Source organism: bacterium (genome assembly GCA_019695305.1).
Taxonomy (GTDB): Bacteria; UBA10199; UBA10199; order UBA10199; family JAIBAG01; genus JAIBAG01.
The window spans coordinates 1-14,813 of sequence record JAIBAG010000011.1; the positions used below are offsets into that span (position 1 = coordinate 1).

Genomic DNA, 14,813 nt, shown 5'->3' on the forward strand with positions numbered 1-14,813 from the left:
GGCCCCTAGCCTTTAAAATCGCGATCGTTTCTCGTTCAATTAAAGTAAATTGATAGTAGTTTTTACCCATATCCACTCAGAATACTCATCTATTCTAAGTGGTGCACTTGCTTATTGAACCCAGGAAGTCCAAAAATAAGATTAATGAGTCGGATTTTGAGACTCTGTGAGACTGGCAGCGGGGTTAAAGAGCAGCACTTGGGTAGCAAATGGTTCGCCTCATATCTAAAAAGATTCTTAATACAACCATGAATGGAGAAGAAGATCAGAAAGATCCTAAAATGAGCCAAGCACAAGACTTAGGAAGCAGATGGTTTAACGTGCATCTCAAAAAATTAAGGGAAAACCTGATGAAAAAGTAAAATTATTTTATTATTTATCAGTGGCTTCCGCGCGTGCCTGGCACCGGGGTTCTTTACAGATTATTAATGATCAGTTCGAAACTCCCTTTCGGGCAATAAAAAACCCCTTGATTTCTCAAGGGGTTAATCGATGCGTCCCTTACTCGAGGATTTTAGAACTGAGTGCTTGGCCCTGAGCCTGTCGAAGGGTTTGGCGATAGCGGCTTAAACAATCTACTGAATCAACTAAAACAAATAATAAAGGTTTTTTAGACTCTATTTTAAATGAGCGTTTCAATTGTTGTGAAAAGCTAAATAATTGATATTGGTATGTAAATTGACCTTTGACTTTTTTTATTTTAAAAAAGCTCTCTAAGAAAAGGAGATAATTATGAGTAGAATTTCAAACGAAAGAATGTCCAAAGCTATGAAACAGTTGGAATCTATTTCCAAAGAGGATCACGAAAAAGTTATGGCTCTGGCTAATATTGTTAAGCCCTTAAGAAGCGTTCTTCACAAAACTCCTGATGATTACGACATGAAAGGCTGGGAAGACATTTATTTCCAGTCCGATGACGGAATCCCCTTAGAAGGCTGGTATATCAGCGCAACAGGCGGAGAAAGTGATAAATTAATTATTTTCAATCATGCTCTACCTATGTGTCGTGCTGGTTTTCCTGGTCACCTTGGAGAGCCTTGGAGTCAGTTCGATGCCGTCGAAATCGACTTTGTGATTCAAATGAAACATTTTGCTGATGCTGGTTATAATGTTCTGGCTTATGACATTAGAAACCACGGAAATAGTGGCGCTGCCAATGGTGGGCTCTCTGGTATCGGCCAATGGGAGTGGAGAGACTGCGTCGGTGTAAAAAAATATGTCGATTCGCACCCACGATTATCAAAAATGAAAGTGGGTCTATATAGTCAATGTATGGGCGGCAACTCTCAATATGAGGCTATTTCACGAAAACCTGATCTCTTTGAAAATGTCTCTTGTATGTGCAGTCCAATGGTTGTTTCAATGTCAGCTATTTATTCGGCGTTTTCAGAGCTATACGGAGTGAGTCAGTATCAAGAATTAATTGATTTAGAGTTATTGAAAATGGGAGCCTTTGTCGCTGATGAAATGACACCTCATAAAGCGGCTCCAAATGTAAAAATGCCAGTTCTAATGGTACAAGTTTACGATGATGAGTGGACAAGAAATCCCGAAGATGCCCAAAAGACTTTTGATCTACTTGGAAGCGAAGAAAAAGAATTGTTATGGATAAGAGACACGACAAAAAGATTTAAAGATGGATACAATTATTTTGGAAGACACCCAGAAAAGATTCTTCCGTTTTTCGATAAATATATGAAGTGAGTATGAGCTGACACAAGCTCAACTTCAATATTGATTCAGCTACCATGTATTTTTACAGATTATTAATGATCAGTTCGAAACTCCCTTTCGGGCAATAAAAAACCCCTTGATTTCTCAAGGGGTTAATCGATGCGTCCCTTGCTCGAGGATTTTCGAACCGAATGTTTGAGATTAGCAGCTTAAACTTACAGACCGCTTCACAGCATACCATTCGATAAAGTCCTGATGTTTTGCAAAAAATTGGTAACATTATAAAATGATTTTAAATTAGCTAACCAATTGTATTTAATTGGTTATTTAAGATATTTTATCTTTTAACAACCTCGGTGCCAGGCACGCGCAAAACCCCATGATAATCAAATGGATTAGAGTCCGAAAATGAGACTCTTGAGTCCGATTTTGAGACTGTTACGGCACTATTGTGAGACTCTCCAATTTTATTTATCAATCATTTCAACAATTTAGACTTCCACGCGTGCCTGGCACCGGGGCTATAAACCTGTTTCATGAGTGGGAATTTGTCAAGAATTGAGAGTCAACTTCAGCAACAATACCTACCCCAATAGAGCAAGGAAAAACCTGATGGAAAAATAAAGTTAGTTTGTTTTTTACGATGGGTTCTACGCGTGCCTGGCACCGGGGCTACTGAGTGTATCAAGAACAGATTGAATGGTATCAAAAGGTTCGTCTTTATCTGTTAGCTGAATACAATTTACATCTTCCCATTTATAGGGCAATTTTAAAACGGTGCTCTTTTTAATATCGATAATAAAATCTTTACGATCACACATAAACTTCACAAGTTCATTGTTACATTGAAACACCACAATAAAACTTCCAAAGGCACTTTTATGATACTCATGAGCCGCTAAATCCCACTTAGACGCGTGATTCTTTTTGAGAAAGTTATAGAGCTTTTCAATTTGGGTGTCTTTATGCATAGGGAAAAATTTTAGATAAAGGGGGCTAAAAAAGAAAGTCTTTATTTATGCCTAACCCAGCATTTCCCGGCGCCAGGCACAGGTATATTCTCAGTTTAGTGAATACCATCATGAATGGAGAAGAAGATCAGAAAGATACAAACTGAGCCAAGAACAACATATGGGAAGCAGATGATTTGTCGCATATTTAAAAAAATAAGGGAAAACCTGATGAAAAAATAAAATTAGTTTGTTGTTTTACGAGGGCTTCGACGCGTGCCTGGCACCGGGGTTCAAGAGTTGACCCCGTTAACTTGGACTTTGTCCAATAAGTTAACAGCGTCCCTCATTCTTCTTGGAGTTACCCCCTCCGAATATAAAAATCTAAAGGGATTACAGCGAGAAAATCTGCGCGATCACATGACTGATTTGGAACTTATTTTTACTACGTTAGGCGAAGCCTCAACAACAGCCATTGCTCGCACCGATGATGCGGTGGGTTTTGAACAAAATAAATCAGCTGCAGTTCGAGGTGGACGTGTTGCCGGCAACGCCAGAAAAGAGTTGGAAACCCAAACGGGTAAAAATGTGGTAACAAAACAGAATTACCTGGGGTTGAAAGCAAAACCGGTTTTATTAAAGGAAGCTTTAAAGAAGAAAACTAAAAAGTAGTGAGACTGGCACCGGGGCTATTTAAAACGGTTATATGCGCGTTAGGCACCAGGACTAAGGACCATGTACCTCAATCTGGCAGTTTTACCCCCCAGTTTTAAAGCCCTCATCTTTTCACTTACATACAAACTACCTGAAATTATTAGCCTTATTATTCGTGGTAACTGGCCTTTGTTTTGCAAAATAAACAGCTGACAAGGGCTAGTTTTATACCAACAACCTTAGAAACTAAAAGAAAGCGATTTTTTATGAAAAATTTTATCCACTCATTAATAATGGCCACATTTATTTTTGGTATGTCCAATCAATCCATGGCTGGCTCGCAAAATGAAACTCCAAAAATGATCAAAACCCAAGGTTTTAGAACAACAGTCCCGGCAATTAATGGGGCTGAGCTAAGTCTTTATACCAACAATAAAAAGGTAAGTTGTGAGTGCGCCTATGCTATTGAAAGAACTTTTGAATGTGTAGTGGATGGTAGCAAATTTAATGATTTTAATAATACCTTTGGTTCAGATGTTATTAGTGGGAATCAAAATGAAAGCTTTAACAGCGCAGCAGAAGGTGGCTTTTCTTCTGTTACACTTGAATACAAAAAAGATGCAACATGGTTTGCAGTTCCTTGGGCAGGCCCTTTTTTGTATGAATATGGTCCTCAAAAACTGGAACATTTTACAATCGCTGGTTCGTGCAGCGATATTGGCTTAAGAGTTGATAACCAAGCCACTGGTTCCACTTGCGAATCGTGTCATACATCATGTGTTGCAAACAGCCCCGATAAAAAAGCTTATCAAAATGCCATGCAAGACTGCATAGCGCGTTACACTCAATTTTGTAATGCAGGCACCATTAAAATAAATACTGAATTTCAGGACAAAGTAAATAGTTGCTCGGAAGAATAAACGTGTGACAAGCAGGTACTACGCGTGCCCAAACCTGCTTGGCAGAGGGGCTATTTTTTTATCTGCGCCAACACGTATGGTTAAACAATAACAGATTCAAATAAAGGGTTAGTTTTGTCCCAGGTTTGAGCTTCTTCTAAGGTAGGTTTACGCAGCTCTCCTGTGGTAATCCATTGTGTTACCTAAGCATTAAGGGTCAACTCTTGAAACTTGAAAATCAATGGGCCTAGTAGCGAGGTAAACCTGTCCGCTGTCACGACCTGACCCCAATAATTACACGCCACACACCAGCTACCTGGCTTTGTCTACCAACCCCCAAAAACGAATGAAAATTTATACGGAGTATGTGACCACAACCGCTCCCCATGAAGCCGATGAAAAAGACCCAAAGATGAGTAATGAATTGGGAATAGGAAGCGATGCTTTCCTCGCCAAACTCAACAAAATCAAAAACAAAATGAAGCGAAAATTGAAGTAAAACTATTTAGTTTTCATGTGGTTCCACGCGTGCCTGGCACCGGGGTTTTTACCCTTTCAAAAACAATAATGCTTATTAACTGGAAGTTTGCCCGTAAAATGAACAAGCTTAAAAAAAGAAGAGGTCACTTTTGGCTAGACCGGTATAAATGTATTCCCGTTGAAAGCGATGAGTATTGTTTAGCACTGATGCGTTATATTAATCGCAACCCACTAAGAGCAAAAATGATTACTGAATGTGGCGAGTGGAAATGGAGTGGGTATCATTATTATGCAAACGGAGAACCCAATGATCTCATTACTCCACATACTTGCTACTTGGGTTTGTCGCGTGATCCCGAAAAAAGAAAAAAGGAATATACCAGCTTCGTTAATACAACCATGAATGGAGAAGAAGATCAGAAAGATCCTAAAATGAGCCAAGCACAAGACTTAGGAAGCAGATGGTTTAACGTGCATCTCAAAAAATTAAGGGAAAACCTGATGAAAAAATAAAATTATTTTATTATTTATCAGTGGCTTCCGCGCGTGCCTGGCACCGGAGCTATCCGCGCGTGCCTGGCACCGGGGCTATCATTGCTCTTGAATTAATCTAGTAATCTTTTTACTCAAAAAAGAAATCGCTACTATCCCGAGAAAAAAAGAAATCACAAACAGCGGCAAAGTAAGAGCTACAACTCCAATATCACCGGGATCGTCACAAACGTAGCCAAACATGAGGATTTGGCAGTCTATATTTAAACGTGCGGAAGCAACACAAGAGCCAAAATTAATAAGAAAATAAATTAAGAGAGAAAATTTTAAAAAGTTTTTAGAAATTACCTTATGCAAAAGCCATATACAAATTACAGCCAAGAGTGGACCAATAAATCCAAATAAGTAGTAGTGGATAAAATCGTTATACCAATAGCTTTGGCAAAGAAATTGAGTCATTAGGTTTTATAGTAACACGCTATTTATTCAATTAAAATCATTTAGTTTTCCAAGCTTCAAAAGCTACCCTCGTTACCCTTCAAAAAATTAAGGGAAAACCTGATGAAAAAATAAAATTATTTTATTATTTATCAGTGGTTTCCGCGCGTGCCTGGCACCGGGGCTATATCAGTGGCTTCCGCGCGTGCCTGGCACCGGAGCTATGGCACCGGAGCTAGTTACTTTTTATTCAGAATATACGTGAGTTCTTCTAGGCCATTGCATATTATATCCATGAAATCTTTTATTGATCTTATATAAATATGAGAAATTTTTTTCTAAAAAATTTAGATTAAATTCATCAGGAATAACTTCTAACCAATTACTAATAGAATTAATAAATTGTCCTAACTCATAATATATAATCTTTTGATCACATTTTCCGTCTAAAATTTCACTAGCAATTAGATTTAAAATTTGGGCCATTCTGTCAGTAGCACCTTGATCAATAGGACCTTCTGCAAATAAAGAAGAAAAAGGAAGTTCATGTATATCCATCCCCTCAGCATGCATAAAATGGCCATGTGAAGCTCCGCTTGACTCGGAACTTCCTTGAAATATTTTTTTCCATTCTTCTATGTCTTCTTTTTTCAACGAAGAGTAGAATAAATCGATTAGCTTTAAGCTGTTCTCCAATTTTCTTTGACCTTGTGCAGTAACATAAGTCTTATAGGCAATTATTGCTCCAATTATCAACAAGCTCGTTTTAAGCCAATCTTGTTCTATCAAAGATTTTAAATTAGAAAAAAAATTAATAAAAAAATGACACATAATCATCTTAACAAACTGAAGATGTCTTCGCCGATCAAATTAAAATGTTATTCAGAATTAATATTCTTTATATAGTCATCCGCAATTTGCAAAATTTCATCAAAAGTAAGAATTTCAATATTTTGTAAGCTATTTCTTAACTTTGTAAAATCCCGTTGTAATACACTCACCCGTTTTTTATCCAAGTCTCTTGAGGCCAGTTTAGCATGTGATGATATTATAATAATTCCACGTGGATGATACAGATTTTCTTCTTCGGTTGATTGAGTAATTTTTGAATTATCTTCTGGATTTTGGAAACGACGCTGAACAATAGCATCCATGTAGTTCATAGTTTGGATTATCGACCTGCTTAGTTCCGAAGAAAAACTGAAATTTTTATGAGATTCATCCCAACATACTGCATTTTTTAAATGTGTTTTAATTTCTATAATATCCAAACCATTATAGTGATTAATCCCTATAAAATCCGGATATTTTTTATCACTATGAATATTTACCAACTCTATTTTTGGATAAATTTTTTTATAAGAAAACACTAAATAAAGCAGATATCGTTCAAAATATTTCTGCCATATATTTTCTAATTGTTTAATTTCATTTGGGGTATCTGATATCTCTGCAATTATTTTTCTCGCCTTTTTGGATTTTATATCATTTTTCCCCAGCGCTAATATTTTTCGCCCCAAACGAATAATATCTCTCAATTTTTCTTTAATAAAATATTCATCAAGGGACTTAAGAAATTCTTTCGGAAAAACTTCATCTCTTATCATTTTTTCGGCAAGCCTAGACAAGTTTTGAATATCATTTTCATCTATATATTTCTCATAATCCTTTCTTCTTTTTTTAGTCTTTAAATTAAAGCGCTCAATTAGAAAAGAAAAATCACCCTTATCTGTAGTCGTAACCTCTTTAGGAATGTTATTTGTATATCTTACTTTTAATTTATTAATTAAATATGTCTCTAGCCTATTCTTGCTTGACTTGCCTTTAAAATAAACTTCTTTACTGTCATTAATAAGATTAAGGATAATTTCTTCTTGTATAACTAAAAATCCTCTTTTTGCATAACGTCTTATTTCAGATCCTATTTTAGTAATTTTTATTTTATGAAAAATTTCATCATTTATACTCAAAACTCTTTTGATATAATCAAAATATTTAAAGTCATAATTGATTCCTCGCTTTGCATATATCAGTTTTAATAGATCTATTTCTGAATCAATCTCAAAAGTTGGCCTATTATTTCTTTTTTCATATTTATTATCTGCCCTATTAAAGAAAATAATATTTAATATATACTTATTATTTTCTTTAATAAGAAGATCACCTGCGGGGCAAGAAATTCTATCCGATTTAAAAACTATGCTTGGCCAGCTTAGCCCTTCAAAAAATTTCCATATCTCATCTGATTGGCCTGGCATAGTCATTCATCTTTATTAAAAAAATTATTTATTACGTACATTAAGTTCGTTTAAAATTTCTTTTTTAACTTCCTTTATTAACATGAGTACTTCATTTTCGTCTTGATATTCTTTATTACTTCGCCAATTTTCTTCCCCTCCACCGGACATAATAATGCCTCTTACAATTTTCAAATCTTTCCACTGATCAATTTGATACGAATACCTACCATTATACTTAAAAAGACCATGGTCGATATAGTTTCGTCTTTTATGAATCGTGGCAATAGCTAATTCTTTTAAATGATTAATCGCATCAAATTCTCTTTTATAATCATGAATAAATATGCGTGCAATACATTCACCAGCTCCTCCAGAAGAAAGAACACATTCTAATAAATTTTCTTTAACCCATTTATGGATAGTTGCAATATATCCATCCCTCTCAAGGGCATCTATTTCTTGAAAATTATCATCAGTCATTTTTATTTATCCTTGGAAACAATCTATTCAAACTCCCAAAACCTCATCCCCCACAAACCTTACAAGCCACACCCCCACGCCGATAAGCTTCACTCCGCGAAATAACAATACAATTCCGTGTGCATTTTTGTCCCCAATGGCAACTGAGTTTATGCACTTTTCCATTACTCACATTAAAATAAACCTGTGTATCGGTTTGCGCGGGAATTGCCGTAAAAAACGTGGCTAATAAAACCCAAACAAATATAATTTTGCGAGCATGGTTTAGCATGTTGCCCCTCACCCCAAAGCTCTAACCTGCCCTCCAAAAATATCAATGTAAAATTAGTAGAAATCTCTTTTATTTTTAAGCAGTTGGATAATTTTTTATCCTAGAGGATTATACTTACTCAAAGGGGCTTGAATGGCACTTATACCAACATATCCATTTACATTTTTACTGTAATTTCAAATAACTACTTTATGCATTTAAAAGCTATTCCCTTATACCGGGGTTCTCACCCGCAGCCCATTACAAATTTATTTTGCATGCTTGGCAACGTAAAGGAAACACGGCTTACAGCATGCCTGGCTTATCTTATTGCTTTGTACCCTAAACACATTGGCAAACTGTTTACACCACCTCAAGAAACCATTCAAAAAATTAGTGTAGAAATTAAAGAAAACGAAACCGATCGATACGACATTGTAATAGAAACCAATTTTTCTCTTATTATTTTAGAAGCTAAACTTGGCCTTAACCAATTGAGCCAACAAATTACGCGTTACATTAAAAATTTAAAAAGTAAGAAAAAAATTATTTTATACCTTTTAGATAGCGGCTCACACGGCGCTAATACTTGGATTAGACATCTCCCTAAAAAAACAAAGCAACTGTCAATACTGTGGAGCGATGTACATGCTTATCTTGTAGATTTTTTAAAAACAAAAACTGCAAAACAAAACACCATTGGCTGGGCTTTAGCACAAGAATTTTTAAAACATTTGGAGGCAAACGCTATGACAGCACAAAATACAAAAGAAGTTTACGTAAGAGATATTAGTGGAGAATCTATTTCGATGCTTTTTAAAGATAGAATCTACCGTTGCCAACCCCAATTTTATGCCTCGGCCTTGGGTAACCGTTACTTTGCCCCTTACTTTACAACCAATGCCCCTCAAGATTTTTCTAAAAATTCGTTAATTAGAATTGAAAAAGGTATTTCATGGATGTTTCCCATTAAAGAAATGCAAAAAATTAGAACAAAAGATGTTAAAAGCTTTTTAAAAGAACAAAAACATCCACATTATAATGAGGTTGGTAAAAAAGCCGTAAAAGGTCACGCCTACGAAGATATTCTTGTGTTTATATTAGGAGAACCTTTTTTAGTGTTCCCTACACCCATTCCAAAAAATAAGCTTAAAATTAAAGGCGCTATGGGATCACGTACTTTTACTTTTGAAACGCTCTTTGGTGCCGCTAGACGCGGGGAATAGGAGAGCATTATTATTTGCACGCTTCAAGAGTTGCCCTGTTCACTATATTATTGGAATGGGTATTTTAAATTTAATTGGAATTTGGGTGTGGACAATAGTGCTGTATATTCTGCTGCAAGCTGTAGAGGTGGAATAATATTTAAAGTTTCTTATCTTACCCGTAAAGCAACACCGCACCCGGTTTGCCATTGGGTAGGGTCCATAAAATTAAAACCGGCACTGCATTCAACACTTAGGGCTTTGTAGTTTGTGCCAAATGTAATTTCGTCCATAACCATAAAACGCGCTGCATCGGCAATATCAATAGAAATTGAAGGCCCATTTAATAAATAAAAGCCACCTGCATCATGAAATGCATGCGAATAATAACCGCCTTTTATATCAAAACCTAAATCTAAGGGAGATTTATCATCTTTAGCAGGATTATACTGATGAAACGATAAATCCACTCCAGTACTCAACATACCTTCTACTTTATGATTTAATTTTGGACCACTGCTATAAAGCCTATAGGCCATTTTTAAATCTAACAAAGGTCTATCTAGCTTTGTATCGTAAGAACCGCCCACGTAAAACATTCCTTCATGCTTGGTACTTTGGCCCTCTACCTCTTCCTCTTGAGAAGCACTGGTATCAATATCCAAAACACTTTTTAAGTGCTTTGCCAAACTAGCATCGGTAGTACTTCTAATAATTTCTAATAAAGCAGATTCAACGTAGTTTTTTGCCCCTTGTGCAATTTGGGGATCAGCCATCAATTCTTCTAAAAACAAAACCCAGGTAGCATCGGCCTCACCTTTTAAAAAACTTTCGCTCACCATGGTACAAAAATTGCCAACAACTGTGTAAAAATTATTATAGCCGCTCTCATCCTGATTATTTTGAGCACTCGCTTTAACCCACTTTTTTAAAACATCTCTTACTTGGGGATTACTAGAGGTAAGAGCTGGCTTAAAGGATAAAGGATTTAAATTTTTCCATCGGTTATCTACCGCTGGCGCCTCAACACGGGCTAAAGCCAAAATAACTTCTTCTGAAAATATCCCCCTTACGCGAGAGGTATTATCCAAAATTTTTTCCGCTGCTTTTTCCTGCCACACCGGAGGAAGCTGCGGAAAAATTTGCACTAATAATTGAGTTTTTGCCTCAACATCATCGTAGTCTAAAAATTGTAGTAACAAAAATAAATGAATGGGTTTTAAAGGATCGGTTTTAATGGTTTCTAGGGAATACTTTGAGGGAACATCATTGTAATCTAAATTACACACGTCCATCAGACGCGTAAGCACAGCGGCATCTTCTTCTAAATTGCATCCCTCCATCCATTGTTCTAAAGCCGGCATCAACTTTTCGGGTGTAAAAAGTCCATTTATTAAATCTGTAGCAATGCTCTTACTTAAAAGAAAATCGTTTAGAATTGAATCAAGAATATTTAAATAGTTATCGTCTCCTCCTGTTGTATAATAATGGTTTTCGGCTACATATTCTTGCTCGGTAAAACAAGCATAGGGAATGTCTTGTTTTAATACTTTTAACTTTTCTTTTTCTTCTTCTGTTAACGGTACTTCACCGGCATATATTTCTCTGTGATGCAAATCTCGGTAAAGAGCTAAATTGGGCTCTCTATCACAATGAAAATGATAAGCCCCATAAGCCAAACTACTGGTTGATTCCGATGCAAATCTTAAGGTGTCTGGGTTTTTAAAATCGTCTATGGCATGATTAAGCTCGTGATCAACCGTATCAAGAGCTCCACCCATAAGTAAGGTGTCGTAAGGCAAATGAATGGTGTTTTCTTGTGGTGAATAATACGCATGCGCCGATTGCGGGTTATAAATACGGCCGTCGTTAATAACATCACTAGCTTCTAAACTAAATTTGAGGGGCCTTTCTTTGCCTACACCGGTAAATAATTTTTTAAACTGGGCGGGGTCATGAACTTGAAAGCGCGCTAAACACACGGCAATGGTGGCCAGGAGATTGTAATTAGCCTGGTCATCTTTATCTTCTACATGCACCACCTGATCACCCACGGTAAGGGTGTCGTGCTCCACGTCTATTTTATACGGCTTCACTTCCATGACTTATATTATCGTCTAAAGAGGATCAAAAGTTGTGAAAGAGATAGTTTAATTTAATAATAATATCAATATGTTATGAAAATTCTGGCCTGTTTTTGGTTTATCCTATAAAAACCCCCTATGTCTAAAACCATTATCATCACGGGGGCGTCCACCGGCATTGGGCGCGATATGGCGCTGCAATATGCACAGCAGGGTTATCATGTGGGGCTTATTGCACGCAGGCTCGATTTGCTGGAAAACCTACGCGACGATATTAAAACTGTTTCTCCTGGCTCTAAGGTAGTGCTGGCCAATTGCGATGTGGCCGATTTTACTCAGGCCCAGCAAATTGTGCGACAAATGATTACCGAGCTGGATAATAGAATTGATATTTTTATTGCCAACGCCGGCATTGGCATTCCTACTCCCGCTTTTAAAAATAATTGGGCCGAAATTAAACGCACGCTCGATATAAATGTTTATGGCGCTATTGCTACAATAGAAGCCGCTAAAGAAGTGATGCTGGCACAAAAAAGCGGACATTTGGTGGGCATTACCTCGGTTGCGGCCATGCGTGGATTACCCGGCAGCTCGGCTTACTGTACCAGTAAAATTGCCCTGTCCACGTATCTGGAATCAATCCGGATTGATCTTAAACCTTATGGCATTTCTGTTACCGCCATTCATCCTGGGTTTATTGATACACCCATGACTAAAAAGAATAAATTTCACATGCCGTTTTTACTCACAAGCCCCGAAAGCGCTCAAAAAATTATTAAAGCCATTAGCCGCGGTAAAAAACGCTACTATTTCCCCTGGCCCATGGCCCTTCTTTATAAAATGGTGCGCATTTTACCCGACTGCTGGAGCGATTTCTTTTTAGGCTTGGCCGCGCCTAAGATTAAAAGATAATCTTGCCAAAATTGTCTCATTTGCTACAAAACCTTCATGTTTAAAAAGTCCCTCTTTTTAGTTCTTTTATTCACCCTCTTTAACGTCCCGGCTCATGCCTACAACACATTTCATCCAGAAGCCGATGCCGATTTAGAAAAAGATGGAGTTTGGGTACGCACCTTTTTTAAAAAGGAAGAAACTGCCGCTCTTACGGTGTTTAGAGCCTACATCCCTTACACCCCCGATAAAGCCTGGGAAGTACTCACCGATACCAACACCTGGAAAAGCCGCCACAACGATTTTAAAGACGCCTTTACCCTTACCAAAAGCGAAGCCGAACTCGTGGCCGCTAAAAACCCGGTCAATGTAAAAGATTTTTATTCTCTGGTGGGAACCCCCGTGCATCCTTCGCACTTAAACCGCCAAAAAGGCGGCAACTGGACTAGCTATGTTTTTCAGCGCTTTAATTTTCCGTGGCCTTTAACCGACCGTTGGGCCGTAGTAGAAATAAGAAACGACGAAACCAATGCCGGTAAAGGTGAATATAAATACGAATACAAAACCCGCGGCGGCAATTTTAAATGGCTTAAAGGGTATTGGGCTTTAATGCCCCACCCCACTAAAAAAGGATGGACCGAGTTTAGAGGCGAGTATAAATCGGACCCCGGAATTGACGTGCCCCATTTTTTGGCTAAATCGGTGGTTAAATCGTCCATTAAAAATAATGTAAAGGAAGACAGTGCGGAGTTAGCAAAACGCTACGGACCGCCTGCCCAGTAAATTATGAAAAAATATTTTTTAATGGTTATTGTTTTGGCCCTACCGGCTCTTGCGTTTGCGCAAACCGGCCGTTTTCAAAATAAAGTACGGCTCGACCGCGAGTTAGAAAAAATAGATGCCGTTGTTGATAACATCCCCATTTTTAGAGAACGCCTTCCTATACAGCACACTCTTTTAGGCCCCCTTCATGCCGAAGATGCTTTTACCAAAAGCAAAGACGCCATTTTACGCTCGTTGCGCGTTGATGCTTACAAGGTAAATGCCAATGCCATCTCCGAATTTAAATGCAAAAAAATAGCTAAATCTATTTTACAAGCCTGCCAAGGATTTGCCGTGCATGTAGACGAAAACACTTTAAAGGCCTATTTGGATGAAACATCCGGTCAATGAACTAATTGATTCTGCGTTTTACCCGTTTGAATTTTATAAACAGGCTCTTCCACGTATTTTTTTTCCACAAAATATCCGTTTACTGCAAAAACAGGTTATCGCAAAAAATCTTTTTGTACTTACCGCCGATAACCAAAAAAAATGGTTTGAACTATTTGATGCCAAAAATATGCAGGCCGATATTCCTTTTACCTTTTACTGGCCACATTGTGTGTTGGCATTTTTGCAAACCATAAAAGCTTTGGGGGCACACTATAAAAATATTTTACACTTAAAATGCAGCATTAACTTTTTGGCACGCAACCCCAAAAGCATGCAATTGGGCGCCTTACATGGCATTAAAACTTCGTTTAACTCTATTATCCCCTTAAGCAGTAGTAAGGCCGTTTTTACCGGAAACACCTTAGTGCTGGGTCCTTACAAAAAACGTGTGGCCCAATTAACCGATACTATTTTGGTTAAAAATATTTCTACCAGCGACATGAAAAAAATAGGCTTGTCGCCCTTGTGTAAAAAACCAAAAAACCTAGATGATTATTTAACCAAACGCACACCCACGTTTACGCAAAATAAAATGAATTATCGCGAGCACACTTTGTTTTTTCCTATGGATATGGGCCTTAAGTTTGGTGATATTTCCGGCGATTTAAACCCTATTCATTTAACCACCTTTTCGGCACGGCTTTTTGGTTATAAAAAACCGTTTATTCAGGGTTTGTGCACAGCCAATGCCGTTATCAAAAAGTTTTTTGTGGATGAATCGGAAGATCTTAAAAAAATGGATATAACTTTTGTAAAACCCATTTTTTTAGGGGAAAAAGTTTTTTTACGTTTTAATAAAAAAAATTACGAAATAGTGGGAAAAAACGATGAGCTGCTCGCGTTTGGGGAACGGGGATAACG

Annotated in this window: 16 protein-coding genes; 10 read left to right on the top strand and 6 right to left on the bottom strand. The window is 37.4% G+C overall.

The genetic code is table 11. The annotated features are described in order from the left end of the window. The first annotated feature begins 209 nt into the window (after positions 1 to 209). Together K1X76_06535 and K1X76_06540 are read left to right on the top strand one after the other, a co-directional pair. On the top strand, positions 210 to 362 hold the full coding sequence (locus K1X76_06535; protein MBX7148727.1) for a hypothetical protein: 153 nt from the start codon (positions 210 to 212) through the stop codon (positions 360 to 362). Between the two features lie 394 nt (positions 363 to 756). Then, positions 757 to 1,704, top strand: coding sequence for a prolyl oligopeptidase family serine peptidase (locus K1X76_06540; protein ID MBX7148728.1), 948 nt, complete (start codon positions 757 to 759; stop codon positions 1,702 to 1,704). A gap of 620 nt (positions 1,705 to 2,324) precedes the next feature. Here K1X76_06540 and K1X76_06545 read toward each other — a convergent pair. Continuing rightward, a complete protein-coding gene (locus K1X76_06545; protein MBX7148729.1) occupies positions 2,325 to 2,645 on the bottom strand; it encodes a hypothetical protein in 321 nt (106 codons plus the stop codon). A gap of 399 nt (positions 2,646 to 3,044) precedes the next feature. Here K1X76_06545 and K1X76_06550 point away from each other — a divergent pair, with 399 nt between their 5' ends. The 3 genes from K1X76_06550 to K1X76_06560 all read left to right on the top strand — a co-directional run bounded on the left by K1X76_06550 (position 3,045) and on the right by K1X76_06560 (position 5,170). Continuing rightward, a complete protein-coding gene (locus K1X76_06550; protein ID MBX7148730.1) occupies positions 3,045 to 3,296 on the top strand; it encodes a hypothetical protein in 252 nt (83 codons plus the stop codon). Positions 3,297 to 3,544: 248 nt separating this feature from the next. Beyond that, the gene (locus K1X76_06555) at positions 3,545 to 4,198 is read left to right on the top strand and encodes a hypothetical protein (GenBank protein MBX7148731.1); all 654 of its coding nucleotides are present in this window, start codon (positions 3,545 to 3,547) and stop codon (positions 4,196 to 4,198) included. Between the two features lie 546 nt (positions 4,199 to 4,744). Next, complete coding sequence (locus K1X76_06560) at positions 4,745 to 5,170, top strand: hypothetical protein (protein MBX7148732.1); 426 nt, start codon at positions 4,745 to 4,747, stop codon at positions 5,168 to 5,170. 78 nt (positions 5,171 to 5,248) lie between these two features. Here K1X76_06560 and K1X76_06565 read toward each other — a convergent pair whose 3' ends face one another. The 4 genes from K1X76_06565 to K1X76_06580 all read right to left on the bottom strand — a co-directional run bounded on the left by K1X76_06565 (position 5,249) and on the right by K1X76_06580 (position 8,307). Then, positions 5,249 to 5,608, bottom strand: coding sequence for a hypothetical protein (locus tag K1X76_06565; GenBank protein ID MBX7148733.1), 360 nt, complete (start codon positions 5,606 to 5,608; stop codon positions 5,249 to 5,251). A 225-nt stretch (positions 5,609 to 5,833) separates the two neighbouring features. Further along, positions 5,834 to 6,418, bottom strand: coding sequence for a hypothetical protein (locus tag K1X76_06570; GenBank protein MBX7148734.1), 585 nt, complete (start codon positions 6,416 to 6,418; stop codon positions 5,834 to 5,836). A gap of 47 nt (positions 6,419 to 6,465) precedes the next feature. Then, positions 6,466 to 7,845 carry a DUF4263 domain-containing protein gene (locus K1X76_06575; protein ID MBX7148735.1) on the bottom strand — a complete coding sequence of 460 codons (1,380 nt, stop codon included), beginning with the start codon at positions 7,843 to 7,845 and terminating at the stop codon, positions 6,466 to 6,468. A 24-nt stretch (positions 7,846 to 7,869) separates the two neighbouring features. Beyond that, positions 7,870 to 8,307: a hypothetical protein gene (locus K1X76_06580; GenBank protein MBX7148736.1), complete on the bottom strand. Its 438-nt coding sequence runs from the start codon at positions 8,305 to 8,307 to the stop codon at positions 7,870 to 7,872. Between the two features lie 528 nt (positions 8,308 to 8,835). On the opposite strand from K1X76_06580, the gene K1X76_06585 reads away from it, so the two are divergent. Next, positions 8,836 to 9,783, top strand: coding sequence for a hypothetical protein (locus K1X76_06585; GenBank protein MBX7148737.1), 948 nt, complete (start codon positions 8,836 to 8,838; stop codon positions 9,781 to 9,783). 149 nt (positions 9,784 to 9,932) lie between these two features. On the opposite strand, the gene K1X76_06590 is transcribed toward K1X76_06585, so the two are convergent. Continuing rightward, entirely contained in the window at positions 9,933 to 11,864 is a 1,932-nt protein-coding gene (locus K1X76_06590) for a hypothetical protein (GenBank protein ID MBX7148738.1), read from the bottom strand. Between the two features lie 120 nt (positions 11,865 to 11,984). On the opposite strand from K1X76_06590, the gene K1X76_06595 reads away from it, so the two are divergent. The 4 genes from K1X76_06595 to K1X76_06610 are packed head-to-tail and all read left to right on the top strand — an operon-like array spanning position 11,985 to position 14,811. Then, positions 11,985 to 12,758, top strand: a complete 774-nt coding sequence (locus K1X76_06595; GenBank protein MBX7148739.1) for an SDR family NAD(P)-dependent oxidoreductase — start codon at positions 11,985 to 11,987, stop codon at positions 12,756 to 12,758. 36 nt (positions 12,759 to 12,794) lie between these two features. Next, entirely contained in the window at positions 12,795 to 13,520 is a 726-nt protein-coding gene (locus K1X76_06600; GenBank protein MBX7148740.1) for a hypothetical protein, read from the top strand. A 3-nt stretch (positions 13,521 to 13,523) separates the two neighbouring features. After that, positions 13,524 to 13,910, top strand: a complete 387-nt coding sequence (locus K1X76_06605; GenBank protein ID MBX7148741.1) for a hypothetical protein — start codon at positions 13,524 to 13,526, stop codon at positions 13,908 to 13,910. Then, positions 13,891 to 14,811, top strand: a complete 921-nt coding sequence (locus K1X76_06610) for a hypothetical protein (GenBank protein ID MBX7148742.1) — start codon at positions 13,891 to 13,893, stop codon at positions 14,809 to 14,811. Before K1X76_06605 ends, K1X76_06610 begins: the two co-directional genes overlap by 20 nt. Positions 14,812 to 14,813: the final 2 nt, after the last annotated feature.